This is a genomic window from Rhodococcus sp. NPDC055112 (genome assembly GCF_053607505.1).
This window is the reverse complement of the sequence record NZ_JBSGTR010000002.1, coordinates 86855-108054: the sequence shown is the minus strand read 5'-3', so window position 1 is coordinate 108054 and position 21200 is coordinate 86855. Positions and strand designations below refer to the sequence as shown.

Here is a 21200-nt window from a genome sequence, read left to right as displayed (position 1 = left end):
GAGGACGTCGTGACCGACGATCTGTCCCACTACCGTGCCGACTTCCGCGAGATCGAGAATCGAGTCACCCGGGAGTTCGTCGCCGGGTGGCGCCGCCCGGCGATCACCGCGGTGGTCCTCGTCCTGACGGTCGGCCTCGCACTACCGCACGCGGGCTCGCTGCCGGGGTGGGTCGTACTCGCGGGAGCGCCGAACCAGGAACATGCCGCGACTCCTGCGCCACTGCGGCTGTTCATCGTGTTCGTCGTGACCTTCGGGATCATCGCCTCGATGCTGGGCACCTGGTCGCGACGGTGGGCCGTCGCCCAGATAGCGGTGATGGGAACCGGTGTGGGAACGGTGCTCGGACTGCTCGGCTACTGGTCACAACAGAGTCTGCCGCCCGGAATCCGCCCGACCGGAATCGAGTACGGGCTGATCCTCACGTGGGCGGGGATGGCTGCGCTGACCGCGCTGTGGGTCCCGGTGGTTCTCAGTCGCGCGAACATCATGCAGGCCGACGTCTCCGCGCCGCGGTGAACGCTTCGGCGGCGGTGATTCGCTGGTTCTGAGGTAGGTCTGTGAGACGTGGCCGACCGGGCGATCTCGCGGCCGGGCGTCGGCGGGAACGTCACGCCGGCAAGGGCATCGGTGACGAACGGTTCGCCTCACATCTCCTTTGAACTGCTACGGGATATGGACTTCCGACGATTGGTGGTGGAAGTGTGGATGTGGCGACCACTCCAGTTGCATCGACGCAGGTGACTGGCATCAACGGGAGGACATGAGGCCGTGGACACGAAGCTTGAGATTGTGGTGTTGCCGGTCTCCGACGTGGACCGGGCCAAGAACTTCTACCAGGCACTGGGGTGGCGGGAGGACGGCGATGTCGCCACCGGCCCGGACTTCCGGGTGGTGCAGCTGACGCCGCCGGGCTCGGCGTGCTCGATCATCTTCGGTACCGGAGTCACCTCGGCCGCCCCTGGTTCGGCGGACGGCCCGCATCTCGTGGTGACCGATATCGAGGCGGCCAGGACCGAGCTGGCGAGTCGCGGTGCGCCGGTCGGCGATGTCTTCCACGACACCGGTGGGGTGTTCCACCACGCCGGGGGCGCCGAGCGGGTCACCGGCCCGGACCCGGACCGCCAGAGTTACGGATCGTGGCTGTCCTTCGCCGAGCCCGACGGCAACAGCTGGTACGTGCAGGAGGTCACCACCCGCGCGCCGGGCCGCGTCACGCCGGGGCCGGTGGCCTACGCCTCCGCCGCCGAGCTGGCCGGGGCGATGCGCCGTGCGGCCGTCGCACACGGCAAGTACGAGGAACAGCTCGGGCGATACGACGAGGACTGGTCGGACTGGTACGCGCAGTACATGGCGGACGAGTCGACCGCTCAAGCGACCGGCGAATAGCCGGCTGCGACTACGGCGCGTTCAGCGTCGACCACGACGTCGGACGGCGACGGCTCGAGCAGTTCCTGCGCCTTCTCGTGCAGTCGGTCTTGGCCGACGACCGTCTCCTCGGGGTCCGCCCAGCGCACGTCGGGGGCATAGTTTCGGCGTACCACCGTGAGGCGCCGCTGCGGGTCACGTTCGTTGAACACCGCAAGGAGGTTCTCCTCCATCAGACGAACGACGTTCTCGCTCTCAGTCATCGTGATCGCCCTCCGGGCCGGCCAGCGGAATGCGGACCACGAACTCGGTACCTCCTGGCCGCGACTCCACGCGGATGTCGCCCCGATGCTTGTCGACGATCCGCCACGAGATGTCGAGGCCGAGCCCGGTGCCTTCCCCGACCGGTTTCGTCGTGAAGAACGGCTCGAAGATGCGGTCACGGACCTCGTCGGGGATGCCCGGTCCGGTGTCCCCGATGGCCACGGCCAGGCAGCCGCCGTCCCGATAGGTGCGAATGGTGAGGGTGCCGCGGCCGTCCATGGCGCCGACCGCGTTGTCGATGAGATTGGTCCAGACCTGATTGAGCTCGGCCGCATGCACGGAAATGCGGGGCAGTGCGCGGTCGTAGTCCTTGACCACGTCGATGTCGCGGCCGATCTTCCGGCTGAGCATCACCAGTGTGCTGTCGAGCAGTTCGTGCACGTCCGAGATCTGGACGGGGGCGCGGTCCATCTGCGAGTACTGCTTGGCGGCGCCGACGAGCGAGGAGATCCTCCTGGTGGAGTCCGAGATCTCGTTCATCAACAGCTCGGTCTCGATGGTGTAGTTCAGCCAGGCGACGGCGCCCATGAGGATGGACGGCGAGGTCGCGGCCGCCACCCGCTCGAGCCAGGCGACGTCGAGACCGGCCTGCACGAAGTTCGGCGCCAGGTTCCACCCGCCGGCGATGCCGTGGTCCTCGAGCCAGTCGCCGATCGCCTCCTCGCGATCAGATTCCTCGAGCGGGCTCAGCGTCGGCGCCTCGGCGACCAGTCCCACGGCCTCCTCCTGGATCTCGATGAGCGCGTGGAGGGTGGCGGGTTCGTAGGCCCCCGAGGCGATCATCCCGAGTTTGTGCCGCATGCCTGCGACCCGGCTCCGCAGCGAGGCCGTGGCCCGGACCGCGGCTGCGGCGGGGTTGTTCAGCTCGTGCGTGAGTCCGGCGGACAGGGATCCGAGCGCGAGCAGCCGCTCCCGTTGGTCGAGGATCTCGCGGGAGTTCTGGTTGCCGAAGAACAGCCCCTCCAGCAGGTGGAGGGCCATCGGGAACCAGTCCGCCATGAAGCGGGCGAAGTCGCCGGCGTCCAGGACGAAGAAGGTGGAGCGCTCGGGCACCGTCATCGATCCGTTGTAGAGCTGCGGCACTCGGTCGCCCATGTATGCCGTCCACGCGCCCGCATAGGACCCCCGGTGAGAGGTGCGCACCAGTTCCACCTCGGTGCCGCCCGAGAGTTTCGTGAGCACCACCGTGCCCTCGATGAGTACGTAGAAGCAGGTGGCCGGGTCGCCCTCGCGGTACACCGGGCCCGGATCGACCGCCTCGATTCGCCCGGCGCTGCTCAGCTGCTCGAGTTGATCGTCGTCGAGCTTCTCGAACAGGAACAGCGTCCGCAGTTCTCTCGGCGTGAGGGTCGGTCCGGGATTCACGGCTTGGCCAGGTATCTGTGCACGAGCATCACGGCCATTGCTCCCTCTCCCACCGCGGACGCGACCCGTTTCGCGGAGTCCGAGCGCACGTCCCCGGCCGCGAACACCCCGGGGACACTGGTCTCCAGATGCTGGGGCATGCGCTCGAGCTCCCAGCCGCGCGGCCGTTTGCCGTCGACCACCAGGTCCGGGCCCGAGACGACGTACCCGTGGTCGTCGCGCACCACGACACCGTCGAGCCAGTCGGTGCGTGGCGCCGCACCGATGAACAGGAAGAGCCAGTGCGCGTCGACGGTCGACGTACGGCCCGTGGTGTTGTCGCGCAACGTGATCCGCTCCAGATGATCGTCCCCCTCGACGCCGACCACCTCGGAGCACGCCAGGACCACGATCTTCGGGTTCTGTCCGATCTGCTGGATCAGGTAGTGCGACATGGAATCGTCCAGCGAGCGGGCCCGCACCACGATCGTCACCAAACGCGCACCCCGCGCGAGATAGACCGCGGCCTGCCCAGCCGAGTTCGCGCCGCCGACGATGTACACGTCCTGGTCGCTGCACCGCGCGGCCTCCGTCACCGCGGATCCGTAATACACTCCGCGGCCTGTGAACTCGTCCAGTCCGGGGGCCGACAGCTGCCGGTAGGAGACACCGGTCGCCAGGATGACGGTGTGAGCGTCGAGCGAGGCGCCGTCGGCGAAGCGGACCGTGCGCGCGGAACCGTTCACCTCCAACGAGACGACGTCCCGCGTGGTGATCACCTCCGCGCCGAACTTGGCCGCCTGCCTGCGGGCCCGGTCGGCCAGTTGAGCGCCGGACAGTCCATCGGGGAATCCCAGGTAGTTCTCGATCCGGGAGCTCTGCCCGGCCTGCCCGCCGGTGGCGGTGCGTTCGACGAGGACGGTGCGCAGCCCTTCGGACGCCCCGTACACGGCCGCACCGAGCCCGGCAGGTCCGCCGCCGATGACGACGAGGTCGTAGAAATCCGATGCGGGGGTGGTGGCCAGTCCGACGTGGTGCGCCAGCTCCGAGTCGTTCGGCTCCACCAGGGCGTGTCCGTCGCAGGTGATCACCACCGGCAGCCGCATGCCGTCGGCCCCCGCGGCCTCGAGCAGGCGCTGACCCTCCGGTTCGTCGGACATGTACCACCGGTACGGGAGCTGGTTGCGCGCCAGGAACTCCCGCACCTCCGAGGACCGCGCCGACCACCGGTGCCCGACCACCTTGGTCTCGGTCACCGGCTTGCGATCGGAAGTCACCCAGGCGTCGAGCAGGGCGTCGAGCACCGGGTACAGCTTCTCCTCGGGCGGATCCCACGGCTTGAGCAGGTAATGATCGAGATCGACGACGTTGATCGCGTCGATCGCGGCATCGGTGTCGGCGTATGCGGTGAGCAGCACCCGCTTCGCCGCGGGATACAGGTCCATGCCCTGTTCGAGGAACTCGATGCCGCTCATACCCGGCATCCGGTAGTCGGCGAGCAGGACCGCGACCGGGTCACCGCGCAGCTTCAGCTCCTTGAGCGCGGCCAGGGCCTCGTCGCCGGACTGTGCCCGGATGATCCGGTGCTTCTCGCCGTAGTTGCGGCGTAGGTCCCTGACGATGGCGCGGGACACGCTCGGATCGTCATCGACGCTGAGGATTGCCGGCTGTACCATCGGTCTCCCATTCGCGGCTGCCGTTCGCCAAACCGCCTTCCAGTATGCCGCCCGAGGCAGGCGACGGGGTTCTACTCCCTGTTCAGGGTTGCCTCCTCGAGGTCGAGTTCGCGCAGCACCTGGCGCAGTACCTCGTCGTCGATTCGTCCGTTGTCACGCTCTGTGATGAAGACGCCTCGCTCGGTGTCCAGCATCTGCAGGCGTAGTGCCCGGAACGCGGCGGACGGGCTCTCGCCCAACTCGGCCTCGCTTCGACCGAGCCGCTCCCATGCCGCGTGGGCGCGGTGCTCGCTCCAGGTACGCAGGATCTCCGCGGCCCGCTGACGGACGGCAGCGGGGTCCCCGTCGGCGTTTGCGACCAGGCTGTCGAGCACCTCCGTTGCGGCCCGCGCGGCTTTGTCCTGCGCGGCAGCGAGCGCGACCGCGTCCTTGCGCCGTTCCTCCTCGTCGCCCACCCCGAGGCGGGTGATCAGCCAGGGCAGGGTCAGTCCGTGCAGGAGGAGCGTGCCGACCACGACGACGAAGGTGATGAACAGGATCATCTCGCGCTCGGGGAAGGGGGCGCCCGAGTTGACGGTGAGCGGAATCGCGAAGGCCGCGGCCAGCGAGACCACACCGCGCATGCCTGACCAGGCGAGGACGAACACCGCTCGAAGGCTCGGCGCAGGCTCCCGCTCGCGGATCCGCTTGGACACCAGACGCGGGAGGAAGGCCGCGGGGTAGACCCACAGGAGCCGGACGGCGATCACGGCGACGAGCACGGCAACCGAGGCGCCGACGACTCCGGCCACGCTGCGCCCGTGGAGCCCCTGCACGACGCCCGGCAGCTGCAGTCCGATCAGCAGGAAGACGAACGACTCCAGGACGACGTCGACGGCCTTCCATACCGCGGTGTCCTGCAGGCGGGTCGCGTATCCGGCGCGAGTCGACCGCTGACCGAGATACAGGCCGGCGACGACGACCGCGATCACCCCGGAACTGTGCACCTCCTCGGCCACCAGGTACGCAACGAAGGGGACGAGGAGCCCGATCCCGCTCTCCATCACCGGATCCGAGAGCCGCGAACGAATCGCGGCGACGACGATCCCCACCCCGATGCCGATCAGCGCGCCGCCGATCGCCGCACCCAAGAAGGTGCGCACCCCCTCTATCAGGGTCACGCCGGTGCCGACCGCTGCGGCGAGTGCGACCCGGTACGCGGTCAGCGCAGTCGCGTCGTTGAGCAGGCTCTCGCCGCCGAGCAGTGTCATGACCCGCCGGGGTAGGCCGAGGCGTCGTCCGATCGCGCTGGCGGACACCGCATCCGGCGGCGCCACGACCGCGCCGAGGACCAGCGCGGCGGCGAGGGGCAGTCCGGGGATGGTGAGGTATGCGACGGCCCCGACGACGGCGGTGGTGGCCAGCGGCAGGCCTACCGCGAGCAGTCCGATCGGGCGCGCGTTGCGGCGCAGCGCCAGCGAGGAACTGTCGAGCGCGGCCGAGTAGAGCAGCGGCGGCAGCACCGCGAACAACACGAGATCCGGATCGAGTGCGGTGTCGGGAACCCCGGGGATCTGCGATCCGGCCAGTCCGACCAGGACCAGCAGCAGTGGGGCCGACCAGTTCAATCGCCGTGCGACGGCGGCGGTGAGCAGCGCCACCACCGCGACGGCGAGCAGGGCCACGTTCACGGCGGTTCTCCGTCCAGCGGTAGGGGGTGTGGATATCGCACCTTGCAGCATGCAGGATGGGAGGCGATGAAGAAGGTTCTCCGACGCGCAGCCGACCGCATTCGAGTCGGATCCCCTGGTCCGGCCACGGCCGAGGCCTGCGACGAGCTCGCGGCCGCCACCGGACCGGACCCCGAGCCGCGCACCCCCGGACTCTGCGAGGAATGCACGGCGCTCGGCGAACAGAACTGGGCGCACCTGCGGATCTGCCTCACCTGCGGGCACGTCGGATGCTGCGACTCGAGCCCGCACCGGCACGCGACCGCGCACTTCGAGCAGACGGGGCACCCCGTCATGCGATCGCACGAGCCCGGCGAGGTGTGGCGTTGGTGCTACCGGCACGCCGAGATGGGCTGACTCTCGGTCGCCCTCTTCCGTGATGTTCGCGCGAGTGGTGTGCTGGATGTGTCAACCCACCCGGCCCACCGAACCGGAGTGGATCATCCAGCGTCGAGGAAGATGCCATGACCACGATCCATCTCCACCAGACGACAACAGCGACGCCCGAGGAGGTCCTTGCCGGCCTCACCGACTTCGGGCCGGGTCGCGAGGAGGTCTTCGGCAACAGCGCAGACAGCTACCTCAAGGTGCATCACGAAGGCCCCCATGACGCCGATGTCACAGAGGGCTCGAGCGGCATCTGGGAAACCCTGCACTACGACTGGACCGACCCCCATCGCATCCAGATGACGACCACCGACTCCAATTTGTGGGGTGGTGCCTCAGGTCACACCTACACGCTCACAGAGGAGCCAACGGGTGTGACCGACGTGGACGTCGTCGTGGTCCGCGATGGCAAGAACCTCAGGGGACGGCTGCTCGCGGGCGTGCTCGGACTCTTCGGCACCCGCGTCCTTGGCAAGCAGTTCAGGAAGTCCATCGAGGCCATCGAGGCTCGCAGCGACGGCGCGAGTGGAGAGAGCACGCAGACGCAAGAGGGGTGAACTGGCGAGTCGCATGAGCATCGTTCGATTCGCCCGAGCCGCACTCGTCACCATCGGCCTCAGCACCGTTCTCGCCGCGGCAGCCAGCCGATCTAGGGAAGGTTCGAACCCATGGATCTGCAACTGAGCGGCAAGACCGCTGTCGTCACCGGTGCGAGCAAGGGTATCGGCCTTGCGATCACCGAGGCGCTCATCGCCGAGGGCGCCCACGTGGTCGCGGGAGCGCGAACCCGCACCGATGAGATCGCCGCACTCGAATCCGACGGCCATGCCACCTTCGCCCCGGTGGACCTGTCCACCGCCGAGGGGCCGCAGACCCTCATCGAGGCGGCGAGCTCCCGGGGCGGCATCGACGTGCTGGTCAACAACGCCGGTGCGGTGACACCACGCCCGAACGGGTTCACCAGCGTCACAGACGATGACTGGCTCGCGTCCCTGACGTTGACGTTCCTGTCCGCGGTCCGCACCACCCGCGCCGCGCTACCCCTGTTCGCCGCGCGGGGCGGAAGCATCGTGACCGTCAGCTCGGTGAATGCATTCCTCCCCGACCCGGCGATCATCGACTACTGCGCCGCCAAGGCGGCGCTGACCAACTTCTGCAAGTCGCTCTCGAAAGCGGTTGCTGCTCAGGGGATCCGGGTGAACACGGTCAGTCCCGGGCCGGTAACGACCGAGCTGTGGACCGGCGCAGAGGGCGTCGCTGCCACGGTGTCCCGCGCAAGCGGGGTCGCCGCCGAGGACGTCATCGTCCAAACGGCCGCGAGGACCGAGACCGGCCGCTTCACCAGTCCCAAGGAGGTCGCCGATCTCGTTGTGTTTCTGGCATCCGCGCGAGCCGCGAACATCACCGGCGCCGATTTCGTCATCGACGGTGGCCTGATCAAGACCCTCTGATCGCGAGGGGGCGGTGACAACGATCGACTTCGACATGCGAATGCCTGTCGCGGCCAGTGTGTAGCGTCTGGCTGCGCTGAATGAGGCTGTGGCACAGTTCTTCCTATGCCACTCATGCTTGTGTATGACCGGTCATTGACCGGTTGCGAGGAATGCCCTCGACTGTCTCTGACTTGCAAACTCGACTTCGAACTGCGGTTCAGCGACGTGCCGGCGTCATCGGCAGGGCGGCCCTGACCGCTGCAGGCAGTTTGGTGTCATCGTCGCACCGGCGTGCAAGGTACACGTGGAACGGCTCTGATGTGGCGACGTGCCCGATCCTCACCAGATCGGCGTGTGCGGTTGCCAGGACCATTGACTCGGCACTGGCGCACAGTGGAATTCGCGCACGTGGTAAGTAGAGGTTGTCCCATATCCGATGTGAAGACTGGATCTCGTGTTCCGCGGACGCGGAGCACCGCGAGCGATGGTGAAGGAAGGCGGGGGTTGCCCACATGGACCAGGTGGATGGCGGCGACCAAACTGAAGCTCTTTTGTGGTCTGCCCCTGTAGGGGTGTTACCCGCGCCGCCGATCGACACAAAGGCCCAGGTGCTGCCGATCGGCGACCTTCACTGGCCTGATGCAGAGCGCTTGTTTCTCAGGTTGCTTCACTCGGCTCGCCCGGTTGAGTACGCCAAACTTTTCGGAACTCCAGGCCAGGCACAGGCGGGTATTGACGCTTACGCGCGACTCCCGGTAGACCTGACGGATGGCGACAGCAGTGGACGTGACTACATCACGCTGCAATCTCGGCGAGTTCAATCGCTAAACGCGACCAAGATCAAGACGGCTGTCGACGACTTTCTGGCGGGCGAATGGGCCAAGAAGACCTCGGCGTTCCATTTCGCGACATCATTCGACCTGCAAGTCACGAAGCTGGACGCCGCGATCCGCGAACAGACTGAGCGGCTGGCTGCCGTTGGTATTACTTTCGTTCCTTGGGGAGTTCAGGAGGTCTCTACTCTCCTGAAGGAGCATCCGCGCATCGTCGATGATTTCTTCGGCCGCCCCTGGGTCGAACGGTTCTGCGGCCTGGACGCAGCCCAAGCTCTCGCCAACAACCTGCCATATCAGGACTGGAAGGTCCTCCGGAAGGGATTACGGGATCTATATAGGGCGGTATTCTACGCTCAAGGCGGAGTCGGTCTGAACGACACGGATGACTCAAGCGATCAGTTCGTGATCCTGGACGTCAACCCAAATCCCCAGGAAAGTACCTTAGGCGAAGAGCGGTCCGAAGTGCTTGACGAGGGTCAATCCAATGATCTGGATCGGGCGCAAGGGCAAACCTACATATCCGCTCGCTATGGCACCCGCCGGCAGTCGTTCAGATCAGCTCGTCAACTGCTTGACGGCACCACTCGGTCAACAATGAATACGGTTGGTGACATTGTGGCGGACGAATGGCTCGCGGGAGGAAGGTACCGACTGCTTGTGGGCCGACCGGGCGCGGGCAAGTCCAGCCTCCTACGATTCGCTGCCACGGACTTGCTAGCTTCCAACCCGCAGTCGATTGCACTGCAACGTGACCACGCAACCGACCTGCCGATTTGGTTGCCATTCGGGTTTCTATGTCGTCACCTCGAAGCATCGACCGAGAATTCGCTCGTTTCTGCCGTCGAAGCCTGGCTGAAATCGCAGAGTGCTACGCACCTGTGGGCACTAGTCCAACGGGCGCTACTGGATGACCGCTTGCTGCTGCTAATCGACGGTGTGGACGAGTGGAGCGAAGTCGGCGCAGCCGAACGGGCTCTTGGAATCGTGGAGGCGTTTCTCGGGCGAACGGATGCATGTGCGATCCTCTCGACGCGTCCCTACGCTGTTGATCGACTCAACTGGCGACTCCCATGGGCACAGGCGGAGATCGCGCTGCTGAGTGACAAACAACGTCGCGCCATCGCGACCAGAGTGCTCTCGCCGGCATCACTGTCAGAGATGCCTCCAGCCGCTTGTTCGCATTGGAGTTCAGGCGTTGAACCATTTCTCGATCAACTTGCAGCGACCCCAGAACTCGACGAACTCTCGAGATCTCCACTCTTCCTGACACTGCTGGCCACGACATGGCAAGGCGAACCACTACCGCGGCAGCGGTTCAAGATTTATACGCGACTCGTCGAGTTGCTTATCGAGAAGCACCCGCAGATGCGACAACGTGCCTCACATGCCGCGAGCGGTCCACTCACCGCCACAGAGATGAGCACACTATTCGCCGCAGTCGCGTATCGTCTGCGCCTCAAGGACTCGACGGGCGCCGTATCAAAGCTGGAGATGCGCAAGCTCATTGTTGAATCGATGACGGACGACGAAGTCCTCGGATATGAGCGAACTGTCGCCCGCCAGATCACTGACGCCGTACTGACAATGGCCGAAGACGAGTTTGGCCTAATAGTGTCACAGGGTGCGGGCGCAGTCGGCTTCCTACACCGGGTTGTGCTTGACCATATGGCCGGTCAGTATCTCGCCACGCTCGACGACGCCGATCAAATCGAAGCTGTTCAGCAACGCGTCCACGATCCGGCTTGGCGTGATGTACTCCTCACCCTGCTGACGGCTCAGGTTAGCCCCCGCGCGACGGAATCGCTGCTCGCTGCCGCGCTCAATTCCGGCTACCAGTCGTGGGAGGATGTCGACGGATTCGAGCTCCTTGCTGAAGCACTCGCAGCAGGCGCCAAGCTCACCCCAAGATCCCAAACAGCGCATATGAACAGCCTCATCGAGCGCGTCGAGCAACATCCCTCGACGCGACATCGAGCGAACCTCATCACGGCGCTTGTCGGGACACTGGCAAGTCAATCCGCCCACACCCGACTACTTCCAACCATGAAGCGGTGGCTCAATGCGCCGCGCCCCGACCCATCGCCGACAATGTGGGCCTTCCGCGATCTCGACATCGCTGATGATGTTGCGGCCGAACACCTTCTCTGGGGCATACGGCATCCCGACGACAATGTGAAAGCAAACGCGGCAGCGGCTATGGCTCACCGGTTCGGCGGCGAGGAACGACTGGTGGACCGACTAGTTGTATTGGCGGAGACCGGCCCATCGTCATCAACGCAAGCCGCTGCCATCTTCGCACTCGGAACCGGGTGGGCCAACCTTGCCGATTCTGTCCGCCTGATCGGTTGGGCACGCTGTCAGCCCTCCATACCCCTCCGGTTGGTTGGCCTGCGGCTCCTTCAACCCCCAACCGAGTCTGGCGACGCTATACGGTTCCGACCGGAAGAACTCGAGTGGCTGCTATCGCTTCTTCGGCATGAGGGCGCAGCACGCGGACCATGGCCCGCAGCAGAACTCGTCGCGATCGCGGCCGCTGGGGACCCGAGAGCATCAAACTTCGCGTTGGAAACTCTGACGACCAATGGAAGTAATGGAGGCGATCGAAGTCTTGCATGGACGCTAGCGTGCAGCACTTTCGCTGATGACAGCCGCTTCAAGGCATGGGTCACGGCACAGCTCGCTGAGCCTGAAGAACGAGGTCTTATCTTGTACAACCTCGCGATGATCCCTCAGCAGTGGCGGGAGGATCCGGCTTTCCTGCGCGCGTTTCACCGGTACCTCGAGGCGGATTCGGGAAAACCTACGGAAACGGTCAGCGGAGTCGGACTCGCAACTGCGCTGCCTGCCGATGACGCGCGGACAGCATTACTGCGCGAGTTGGATGCCTGGCGCCCCTACGCGGCGGCAAGCACCCTGGTCGAGGAATACGCCGATGACGAGACTGTTCGTACAGAGCTCGTCAGCCGACTGCACGGTGCGTACGAGCAGGCGGCCCCGATGGCAGGCGTCGCCATTGACGTGCTCGGTCCGAAAGAAGGATTCGCTCTCCTCGCGTCGTTGCTCCGTCAGCCGGACCAACTAGATCATCGGGAAGAGCGGGTTGTCGTTGCCCAGGCGACAGCCGAGGCCTGGACGCGCCTCCAAGAGATGGCCAACAACCAGGGCACCGAAAGCGATGCCGCCGGAGAAACGCTCGCCGCGTACGATCCCGCTGAGCTGGCCGAACTTTGCACCTCGGTGAATCCACACCATCTGATGTGGCACGTCCCCGGTGTCATCACGGCCTGGCCCGAGGAGCCTTCGGTACAGAGGTTCGCAGATGAGCTCTTGAACGACCCGAAACCCATCATGTCGGGGATTCCGGACACGATTCCGGTTGCGATCCTGAGGGCGTACTGCAGCAGGAATGACGAACCATCGCGCCGAATCCTAGATAAGACCTTGAATCTGTTCCGACACATCGAGCCGGAGTTGCGCGAAGTCTTGGCTTTCGAATTGGCGCGTTGCTCGCTGAGCGTTAACGACCTTCTCGACGTGCTGGAAGGCTGGACAACCGAACCAGATGCGCAGGTTCGCCGCACCGCCTTCATCGGGATCGTTCAAGCAGTCGCGCGCCACCAGCAATCTCACGAGAGCACCGCAGGCGAAGGATCGCTGTCCGCCGAGATGGCATGGCTCCGTGAGATAGTCAGGGCCGACTTATGCGCATACGGACCTGATTACGAGGAACGTCGACAACTGGCTTGGATCGGCATGCTCATGCTCGGAGATCCGACACTTGCTGACGAGCAGACGGAAACCCTCGGCCACAGTGGTCAAGTGCCCGGCGTGGCACTTGACGTCCTCTACGGAAGGGACGTGGACCAGATCTTGATCGACCTTGTCGCCGAGAGCTGGGATCAATTGCGCCTCCACTTCGGAGAGACCCTTTACGAGCGTCTGAACAGCACATCCAGCCGGCAGCGCAAATCCGTGAGGGAACAACGCCGCTATGTCCTTTCTGCCCTAGCGACCGTAGCGTCCCAGTACCCCGCCATAGCCGAGGTGCTTCGCGAGGAGGCCGATGACGACCCGGAGCTCCGACAGGAGTTGTTCTTCCTCCAGTGGGCAAAAGTGGAGAACCGGGGCGACGAAGGAGTGCTCCGCGCCCTTGTCGCCAAGATCGCGAATTCCCGGCAACCGCGGCAGGACCATGCCGTCACCTCACTGCTGGACCGGGAGAGCTGGAATGTGACTGATGGCACGTTCAAGGCGATCCTCGCTGAGAACATGCCAGACGCCCAGACCGCCCACTTCCACTCACCCGCGAAGCTGGCCGTGTACGCCCAGCTGTTCCCGTCGGACAGCCTCTCGGTCGCTGCCCTCCGAGACCTTGAGTCGTGGTTCCAAAGTGATCCGGTGACTCGCGAGCGCCGTGACTGGGACAGCACGCTGGCTATTGCATTCGGTGTCGCTGATCCACTCGACCTACCCGCCATAGTGATGCGCGCTCACACCCGCATTCGCATGGGTATGTCCGATCTGTTTCAACCCGTCTTCATCAATCCGCTCATGCGTAGGCTCCGAAGTGACCCGGATGCGGTCGAGGCGTTGAAAACTGCGCTCGGTGAACCGATGAATCTCCGTGAGGAAAGTCCAATCTTTGCCGGATCGTGGGACCCGATTGCCGACGCATGCAGTGAACCACTCCCGCTGCAACGCAGATACCTCTTCGCGGTTGTACTGCGCCAAGCCGGGCTCCTTTCGCCAAGTGATGGGGGCGATATCTTCCGAGTGTTGGCATCCGCATCGCCGGATACCGTCGTACACAACCCATTTGTCCATCATGAGGGGCCACTCCGCCTCGCTGCACTCGACCTCGCTGTCCGGTGAAGGGACGTGTCCCTGCAGCTACCTGCTCATCAGCGCCGTGACATCTTGCCCTGACTGCACCGACCAACGCAGCCTGCTCATTTCGAGAGAAGCCGGTCGACAGTCGCTGGTGCTCCCCAATGCACCGGAGATGTTGGGCGGCCCGCTTCCTGGCCACCGTGCGCAGCCATTCGGCCGTCGACGATCCGAACCTGCACTATCTCGACGGCCGGGACCTGTACGGGGACAACGACTTCGCCGAGTTCCCGTTGCCCGACGCACTGCACCCCGACCCGGACGGCCATCGCCGAATCGGGGAGAACTTCGTACGGCACGTCTTCGGGGCCGGGCGCCCGTTCGCGGGCTGAGGTCACCTCGGCGCCGAAGCCGTTCGGCATCAGGACCAGGTCAGCGGTGTCGGCGAAGATCCGGCTGGTGGTTGCTCGACCCGATCGTCGGCCTCGACCTTGCTGTGCTCGCGGTCCGCGAAGGCCGGCAGGCGTGGCGCGGCGAAGACAGCTACTGCTCATATACCTGATGACACGATCCTTACCGGTACCCCCATTGAGCGTGCACAGCCGGTTGAAATAGTCGACCGGGTCCATCTCGACGATCTGTTGCGGGGTGGGGTGTTCATATCAATACTCGAGTCGACGGTGCCGCCAGGACGGAGTGTAGGGTGTCTGAGATTGCCAGTAGCTCAACGGAATCAAGCTCATCCCGTCCTGCAAAGCGTGCACATTGTCGAGTTCGGTCTCGTCGTCGACGCTTTTCAGTTCGATCCGCCCGATCAGCCGGCCGGTGTTGGTCGGCAACGGGCACTGCGTGGTCCCCTCGACAGGAACCACCGGCCAGCCGGGACCGTAGAGCAGCAGCGAAACGGGGGTGGCGGTGGCCGGCTCGCCGCCGGTGGCCGCGGTGATCATAGCGGGCAGCGACAGCACCATCGGCTGCTCGGACAGATCCAGCCAGCAGTTGGTATAGAGCGTGTCCTGATTGGTGCGGACCACGGTGCGGTCGTAGGGATCGGGTGGGGTGCGCATATGCCCGAGCTGGTTGATAGGCGCCACCCCCTCCCGGTGCCGCGACATTGGTGTTGATGGCTTCGGTAATGCTCATCATGATCAGCGGATAGCCGAAAACGTAGGCGTCGGTTTCGAGATCATCGGTGGGTGTGGTCGTGGCGGATTGCCTTCTGCGAGCGTCGAATCGAACGATGTGCCAGCAACGCTGCTGAACCCAAATTTGTCACGCGCCATGGCCGGCGCGTCCAGAGGCAGGACGGCTGTTGTTGAACGATCACTTCGGTACGTGATCCGAGGTGCGGCTGGGGTGGTGGCGGCATGCCGACCCAGCCGCAAGACCGGCGAAATTGCAGGTTTCGCCGGAGCACGAGCGGTGCTGCACCGGGCCGGGGCCGCTGGGCGTCGAGAATCTGTAGCCGTTCTCCAAGCTTTACTGTCCGGTTGACGGCCAGACGGGTCCGGTTGTGGACCTACGGCCTCAGGACAGCTTGGCTTCGGGGGCGAAGGCGGGCAGCTTTTCGAGGCTGCTGTGCACGGCTTCGGTGCCGTAGTCGAACATCTGCCGCTCGTAGTCGTCGACTGCGGTGAGCAGATCTCGGCGGCCTTCGTCGGCGTCGATCAGGCAGCGGCGCAACAGGTCGGCATCGCGCAGCGCGGTGTTCGTGCCGTTGCCGCCGGTCGGGGAGGTGGCGTGGATCGCGTCGCCGAGCAGCGTGACCGGGCCGCGGGCCCAGCGCTCACCCGGCTTGACCACCCGAATGGACAACAGGGTGCTGTTGTCCGGGTCGGCCTGCTCGATCAGTGCACGCAACTCCAAGTGCCATTGGCGCGGCCAGGGCATTTGCAACTTTGCGGTCTGCGTGTGTCAAGGAGCCGACCGTGCGAAAATCGAGTGATGACTGGTGGGCATGAAGGCGACGAGTCACAACAGATGAACGACCTTCCCCCGACCGGGTGGGTCCAGTTCCAGAACGCGTACGGCCCATATGAGCGCAGCCCAGCGCCGAGTCCGAAGTTTGGGTCGCCCCGTCGAGGGCAACGGGTTGTGATGATGATCAAGAGGATGTTCAGGCGGAAGTAGCGACAGACTCCAATGGTTGAACAGGGCGCCGGGTGGGCAGCCTTTATCCAGGACCAGCTGAATCGCGAATATGCCCGGCGCGATGCACTTAACACGCGCGCTGCCACTGCCATCACAAGCTCAACTGGGCTGGTCACACTTGTACTTGCGGTGGTGGCTGTCCTGAAGGGAAAAGACTTCACGCTGACCGGAGGACCGCTCACGGCCATCTATGCCGCGATGCTCGGACTCCTCGGCTCTGCCGTCTTGGCTGTTCTAGCTGGTGTGAGTTGGCGCCATCGCGTGACATCGATCGAATCGATGCGGGCAATGCTGACCGAGCATTGGGGCGACCGAGAACTCGATGCCCGGTACATATCGGCGTACTGCAACCTCGAAACGACTGCATCGCTTCGAGCCGGTAACGCACTTAAGGGTCAGCTACTGATAGGTGCCGCAGTAACACAGATCCTCGCCATCTTTGCGATGGCTACCAGCGCGCTCCTGCTCGTCGCCTGAGCGTCGCGCGGGCGGTACCCGCTAGATATCCGACGTGGGAACGGCTCAGCCGAAGGGCGTCCGGTTTGCCGATCGTCTTACAGGGCACCCGCCACGATGGGGGAAGGCGTCTAGCCAGGGGTCCGGCTGGTCCACCCGCCGCCTGATACTGCGGATCCGCCAGACCCCTTCGTCATGGGTTGGTCAACGTCGATGCTTGTGGGCTGTGAGTCCCGCACGAAGTCGGCGACTGTCCTTGGCGGTTCGTTATCCGAGATGAACGGTTCTTCCAGATCGTCGGGGTCCTCGAATTGCTCGTTGAGGGGTTGTCCCTTGTCGGACACGGGCTGCTCCTCCAGTGATTGGCTTCTTTTCTAGCACGTAGCGCGGGCATCGAAGTCGTCCTGCTCAACGATCGCTCAGCGGGACGGCTCGTGAGCGAACTGAGCTGCATCAAGCCAAATGTCGGTTATCTCTATGCCGAACTCCGGGTAGGCGATGGTGAAGATGACCTTGCCTCTCGCTGGTACGGGGCTGAGGAAGTAGGTGGCGCCGAACTCGATCTCTCCATTGCCGACACGTCCACAGTGATCGCCCCCGCCCGCCAGCCAGGGTGCGTCCCGGTCCTCAGGAAAGTCGTATGTGCTCGAGGAATTCGAGAGAATCGCACCACCGTAGGTGCCGTACTGGCCGTGCTTCGGACCGACAGTGACGATCAGCCGAATTCGGTGGGGTTGGCCCGGCTTGACTCTGGAACCGAGGTTCATCGCCCCGGAACCGGTTGGGAGGCCCTGGTCGGGGCGTAGGTCCGGTACACGGGCGATCAGCTGGAACGAGACACCCGTGGCGTACACATTGACTCGGCCCAGTCGAAGGTCGATGCTCTTCTCGGTTTTGAACGGAATCAACAGGTCCGGCGAGAAGATGGCGGGTTCCTGGTGATCCGGATGGCGTCGGAAGTCCGGTATGACTCGGCGTCCGATCGGCCGCCGAGTCAGCAGCTCTCGATCCTCATGGTCGAGGTCTGCCAGCAACTCTTTATCGGGGACCTCCACACCGGCCAACCGCAAGACCCGCGCGCTCCATTTCAGATGCGCTGTCCACTCCTCCGGTTCCGGCCCCACGTATGCGAAGTTGACGCGTCTCCATCCGGTCATGTCTCCGAGTCAACCACCCTCGCCAGACCTGTCCTGTTTGACGATCGTCAAACAGGACAGGCCAGAGGGTGCGCTGCGAACATGAGAAGTAGTCCCCAGCGGCACGGGTCGCCGGCCCGAGCGACACCGGCACAATCGGCACCAGTGCCCACACGCTGCCGGCGCGGCCCAGCGCCAGACGTCGCCGCTCGAGGCGACGACCGCTGACATCCAACCGAACCGCCAGCACCACCACATCACCTGGCGACGACGCATGAAGCTATGGTTCGGCTATGGGTGGGATTCTCTACGAAGACATGACTGTGCGTCTTGACGACCGAGGCGTGACGATTCGGCACTTCTACTTTCCGTTCGTGAGCAGGTTCCTGCCCTACGAGAAGATCGAATCCGTGCACACTGCCGCACTTGCCGACATCGGAGGTCGGTGGAGGATTTGGGGCACAACTGATTTCAGTCACTGGTACAGCGTCGACCTACTGCGACCGAGGAAGCACACCGCGATCGTGTTGGAGATCTGGGGCTACGGGACGCCGGCATTCACGCCCAGAGACCCAGATACGGTTGCGTCGATCGTTTCGGCGGCGCTCGCCAGAACACGGTAGCGACGTTCGCCGTTCTACTGCCGACTCCAACGTATGGGCAACCGGGGAGCGTCCGTCTCGGTGACCGATCGCCAGCCAGGACAGCTTCACTCCCAGGTGATGTCGTCCCGACCTGTCTCTTCGCGGAGCCTGCGTAACAGATCCGCTCCAGCCTCTCGATGATGTCGGGCGTGTGCAGGGTCGTCCCAACCGTCGATTGGGTCGTACTGACGGTCCCACGATCGCTGCCATTCCATGAGGTCGCGAATCAGCTCTCTCGACAGTCCCAGCGGATTTCGGTTCGGGCCGAGTCGAACGAAGTGGCCCGGCGCGCGAGGGTCGGTTCCCCACACTGGAAAGGTCGCGCAGTACTCGACCATCAATCGGATGTGGGAAATCCTTGCCGACGACACGGTGCGAGCGTATCTAGTCCACGGCCGCTGTCGAGATGCAGCGAGAACAGACGGGACACGCCATCGCACCTTGGCAGAAGTTGGGTGTGTCGGAGATGCCGGTCAAAGTAGGTGCTTCGCCCAGAAGCGGATTGCCCACTTGAACAGCCGAGATCGTGGGGCTTCTCTGCACTATCGTCCCCATATGGGCGTCGATTCCCGCGCGGCTTCCGGGTTCAGCGCGGTCGCAGAGGACTACGAGACTGGACGACCGACGTATGCCGCTGTGTCGATCGACCAAATCTTCACGCACCTAGGACTCAGTGGCAGCAGTTGCGTCCTCGACCTCGCCGCCGGAACCGGCCAGCTCTCTCGGTTGTTCCGCAGCCGCGTCGGCAGCGTCATCGCGGTCGAGCCCATGCATGGGATGCGTGAACAGATCAAGACAACTGCACCTGGCGTTACGGTGCTCGCCGGGACCGCTGAGTCAATTCCACTGCCGGACGCGGACGTCGACGCGGTCGTTGTCGGCGAAGCATTCCACTGGTTCGAAACAGCAACTGCTACCAGAGAAATCGCCCGAGTCCTCAAACCCCATGGGGGTCTCGCGCTTCTATGGAACACGCCCACATGGACGGTGCACACCACGCCATGGCTGGAGGACCTCCGGCGCATACTTTCGCACCACAAGGAGTCGGCAGGCGAGTACCCGGCCAGCGGCACTTGGCAGAAGAGACTCGCGAGCACCAACTTGTTCGAGACCCTCCAGCACACCAACGCGACTCACGAATAGTCGCTTGGCTACGATGCTTTCCTCGCCCGGGTGGCGTCGTGGAGCTGGGTTGCCAATCTCCCAGACGCAGCACGAACAACAGCGCTGAACGACGTCGCTGAACTGGTTCGGCCGCTCGGCCGCATCCATATCCCGTACCGCACGGATCTGTATGTCAGACGTCGTCAATCGGTCCCGATAGACCAACCGCAACCCTGAACTGGGCATCTTGGATGGGCGGTCGGTGAGAAATCCCGAACAGCTTCGCTGAACGGATCCGCATCAGACGCGAATCGTCCGCCACCTACCTCGCTAATCTGGCGTCGCATCTCGCTAATCTTCGGTACAAATCGACAGCCGCACGCCCGACCTTCCGCACCGTTTACAGGCGTCCTGTTTGACGATCGTCGAACAGGACTCGCTCAGCCGGGGTCAATTGGGGTTGTCGCCTACGCCCTGCCGGCCACACAGCACACTGCATTGGTGACTGAAGATCATGCTGCGCTGACCGGCGCCGACCTCATCAAGGGCATGCCTGTGATCTACACCGGACCCGACAATCCGAGGTTGATCTCCCCACACGCGGCGTTCACCGCGTTGCGGAAGGGCCACCCCGGGCGAATCTTGGATCCCGATTGGCACCACATCCGGGTCGAGTGGGTCCACTTGGAAGATGAACCCATTAGCTACGGAGCAGGGTTCTGTCTCGAACGGACCGCAGATCAGCCAGATGGCTATGTCCCCGGTCTCGTCCGCATCAGTGAGTCCTCGTACGAAGACCTCGCCAAGCGGTTTCGAACTGCAGCCAACCAGCAACGGAACAGCCAGTAACGCTAAGCACTTGATCTTGGTGCCAGAACACGATCGAGCGCTTCCCGGCCTGCCGGTCCCCATGTTGCCTTGCCGCCAGGAAGGCCCCGTTCTCCGTTCTGGCCCATATGGATGAGGAAAAGGCTTTTCAGAGCAGCCAACCCTCGTGCGCGCCGGATCATCGCCTCGTCCGCATGCGCGTATACCTCGAAGAACTGTGAGGCCGCGCCCGTGGGAAGGAGCAGCCACGCGGCCGCGAGGTCCCACGCCGGATCGCCGGTGAACATGTCACCGAAATCGATCACACCAGAGAGGGTCCCGTCCGAGACGACGACATTCGCGGGATGGAGGTCACCGTGCAGCCATACCGGCGGGCCCTCCCACTCGGGGGCCGCAACAGCATCGTCCCAGACGTCCCGAATGTCCTGGACGTCGGCGGATATGCCTCCGGGGTCGACGGCTTGTAGGAACTTCTCGAAGCTGCCCGTGCTCTCCGGGGGGTGAGCGCCGCGGTCCGAACTGGTCGGCGCCTCGGCGGGCGCCTCTACATGGAGCGCTGTGAGGAAGCCAGCGAGAACCTCAGCCGCGTGGTCACCGCGGCTGATCGAGGTGCAGTCGAGTGGCTCACCGGGAACCCACGTCATGATGGTCCAAGGCTTCGGGAAGCGGGCGGACGGTTCGCCGATCCGCACAGGGGTCGGAATCGGGAGCGGAAGGCGTGGGGCCAGGACGGGCAGCCATCGGCGCTCCTTGCGCTGGAGATCCGGTGCACGTTCCGTGCGCGGCATGCGCACGACCAACTCATCCCCAAGGCGCCAGACTTGGTTGTCCCAGCCGCCCACAATCTCGCGGATGGCCAGTCCGGCAAGATCCGGATGTTGGTCCTCGAGAAGATCGTGGACCAACTCTGCGGTGATCTCGATCTCGGGATCGGTCATACGAAGCCACGGTACGTGAGCCGCTTCCCGATCCTTCCG

19 protein-coding genes are annotated in these 21200 nt (G+C 64.4%); 11 read left to right on the top strand and 8 right to left on the bottom strand.

The annotated features are described in order from the left end of the window. Window positions 1-9: 9 nt before the first annotated feature. Together ACWFRB_RS02080 and ACWFRB_RS02075 are read left to right on the top strand one after the other, a co-directional pair. Window positions 10-519 (top strand): Rv2732c family membrane protein, encoded by a 510-nt coding sequence (locus ACWFRB_RS02080; protein WP_452638461.1) that lies wholly within the window; start codon window positions 10-12, stop codon window positions 517-519. 252 nt (window positions 520-771) lie between these two features. Continuing rightward, window positions 772-1389, top strand: coding sequence for a VOC family protein (locus tag ACWFRB_RS02075; RefSeq protein WP_452638460.1), 618 nt, complete (start codon window positions 772-774; stop codon window positions 1387-1389). On the opposite strand, the gene ACWFRB_RS02070 is transcribed toward ACWFRB_RS02075, so the two are convergent. From ACWFRB_RS02070 to ACWFRB_RS02055, 4 genes are all read right to left on the bottom strand, one after another. Further along, on the bottom strand, window positions 1371-1631 hold the full coding sequence (locus ACWFRB_RS02070; RefSeq protein WP_452638458.1) for a nuclear transport factor 2 family protein: 261 nt from the start codon (window positions 1629-1631) through the stop codon (window positions 1371-1373). The two genes, ACWFRB_RS02075 and ACWFRB_RS02070, sit on opposite strands and share 19 nt — an antisense overlap. Beyond that, window positions 1624-3057 carry an ATP-binding protein gene (locus tag ACWFRB_RS02065; protein ID WP_452638456.1) on the bottom strand — a complete coding sequence of 478 codons (1434 nt, stop codon included), beginning with the start codon at window positions 3055-3057 and terminating at the stop codon, window positions 1624-1626. Before ACWFRB_RS02065 ends, ACWFRB_RS02070 begins: the two co-directional genes overlap by 8 nt. Further along, entirely contained in the window at window positions 3054-4712 is a 1659-nt protein-coding gene (locus tag ACWFRB_RS02060; RefSeq protein WP_452638455.1) for an FAD-dependent oxidoreductase, read from the bottom strand. Before ACWFRB_RS02060 ends, ACWFRB_RS02065 begins: the two co-directional genes overlap by 4 nt. A 71-nt stretch (window positions 4713-4783) precedes the next feature. Beyond that, window positions 4784-6382 (bottom strand): Na+/H+ antiporter, encoded by a 1599-nt coding sequence (locus ACWFRB_RS02055; RefSeq protein WP_452638454.1) that lies wholly within the window; start codon window positions 6380-6382, stop codon window positions 4784-4786. Between the two features lie 66 nt (window positions 6383-6448). On the opposite strand from ACWFRB_RS02055, the gene ACWFRB_RS02050 reads away from it, so the two are divergent. The 5 genes from ACWFRB_RS02050 to ACWFRB_RS02030 all read left to right on the top strand — a co-directional run bounded on the left by ACWFRB_RS02050 (window position 6449) and on the right by ACWFRB_RS02030 (window position 14296). Continuing rightward, window positions 6449-6778: a UBP-type zinc finger domain-containing protein gene (locus ACWFRB_RS02050; RefSeq protein WP_452638452.1), complete on the top strand. Its 330-nt coding sequence runs from the start codon at window positions 6449-6451 to the stop codon at window positions 6776-6778. A 107-nt stretch (window positions 6779-6885) separates the two neighbouring features. Continuing rightward, window positions 6886-7365, top strand: a complete 480-nt coding sequence (locus ACWFRB_RS02045; protein WP_452638450.1) for a hypothetical protein — start codon at window positions 6886-6888, stop codon at window positions 7363-7365. Between the two features lie 111 nt (window positions 7366-7476). Continuing rightward, window positions 7477-8259: an oxidoreductase gene (locus ACWFRB_RS02040; RefSeq protein ID WP_452638449.1), complete on the top strand. Its 783-nt coding sequence runs from the start codon at window positions 7477-7479 to the stop codon at window positions 8257-8259. Between the two features lie 494 nt (window positions 8260-8753). Continuing rightward, the gene (locus tag ACWFRB_RS02035) at window positions 8754-13949 is read left to right on the top strand and encodes an NACHT domain-containing protein (RefSeq protein ID WP_452638448.1); all 5196 of its coding nucleotides are present in this window, start codon (window positions 8754-8756) and stop codon (window positions 13947-13949) included. A 119-nt stretch (window positions 13950-14068) separates the two neighbouring features. Continuing rightward, complete coding sequence (locus tag ACWFRB_RS02030) at window positions 14069-14296, top strand: hypothetical protein (protein ID WP_452638447.1); 228 nt, start codon at window positions 14069-14071, stop codon at window positions 14294-14296. A 270-nt stretch (window positions 14297-14566) separates the two neighbouring features. On the opposite strand, the gene ACWFRB_RS02025 is transcribed toward ACWFRB_RS02030, so the two are convergent. Then, window positions 14567-14998 carry a DUF1254 domain-containing protein gene (locus tag ACWFRB_RS02025; protein WP_452638446.1) on the bottom strand — a complete coding sequence of 144 codons (432 nt, stop codon included), beginning with the start codon at window positions 14996-14998 and terminating at the stop codon, window positions 14567-14569. Window positions 14999-15431: 433 nt separating this feature from the next. Further along, on the bottom strand, window positions 15432-15764 hold the full coding sequence (locus tag ACWFRB_RS02020) for an FAD-dependent oxidoreductase (protein WP_452638445.1): 333 nt from the start codon (window positions 15762-15764) through the stop codon (window positions 15432-15434). 282 nt (window positions 15765-16046) lie between these two features. Between ACWFRB_RS02020 and ACWFRB_RS02015 the strand changes: the two genes are divergently transcribed. After that, entirely contained in the window at window positions 16047-16532 is a 486-nt protein-coding gene (locus ACWFRB_RS02015; RefSeq protein WP_452638444.1) for a hypothetical protein, read from the top strand. Window positions 16533-16930: 398 nt separating this feature from the next. Here ACWFRB_RS02015 and ACWFRB_RS02010 read toward each other — a convergent pair whose 3' ends face one another. Next, window positions 16931-17668, bottom strand: coding sequence for a hypothetical protein (locus ACWFRB_RS02010; protein ID WP_452638443.1), 738 nt, complete (start codon window positions 17666-17668; stop codon window positions 16931-16933). 272 nt (window positions 17669-17940) lie between these two features. Here ACWFRB_RS02010 and ACWFRB_RS02005 point away from each other — a divergent pair, with 272 nt between their 5' ends. The 3 genes from ACWFRB_RS02005 (at window position 17941) to ACWFRB_RS01995 (ending at window position 20244) form a co-directional block, all read left to right on the top strand. Then, on the top strand, window positions 17941-18270 hold the full coding sequence (locus ACWFRB_RS02005; protein WP_452638441.1) for a hypothetical protein: 330 nt from the start codon (window positions 17941-17943) through the stop codon (window positions 18268-18270). Window positions 18271-18846: 576 nt separating this feature from the next. Further along, window positions 18847-19434 (top strand): class I SAM-dependent methyltransferase, encoded by a 588-nt coding sequence (locus ACWFRB_RS02000; protein WP_452638440.1) that lies wholly within the window; start codon window positions 18847-18849, stop codon window positions 19432-19434. Window positions 19435-19896: 462 nt separating this feature from the next. Further along, window positions 19897-20244: a hypothetical protein gene (locus ACWFRB_RS01995; protein WP_452638438.1), complete on the top strand. Its 348-nt coding sequence runs from the start codon at window positions 19897-19899 to the stop codon at window positions 20242-20244. Window positions 20245-20246: 2 nt separating this feature from the next. Here ACWFRB_RS01995 and ACWFRB_RS01990 read toward each other — a convergent pair whose 3' ends face one another. After that, entirely contained in the window at window positions 20247-21161 is a 915-nt protein-coding gene (locus tag ACWFRB_RS01990) for an aminoglycoside phosphotransferase family protein (RefSeq protein WP_452638437.1), read from the bottom strand. Window positions 21162-21200 lie beyond the last annotated feature (39 nt).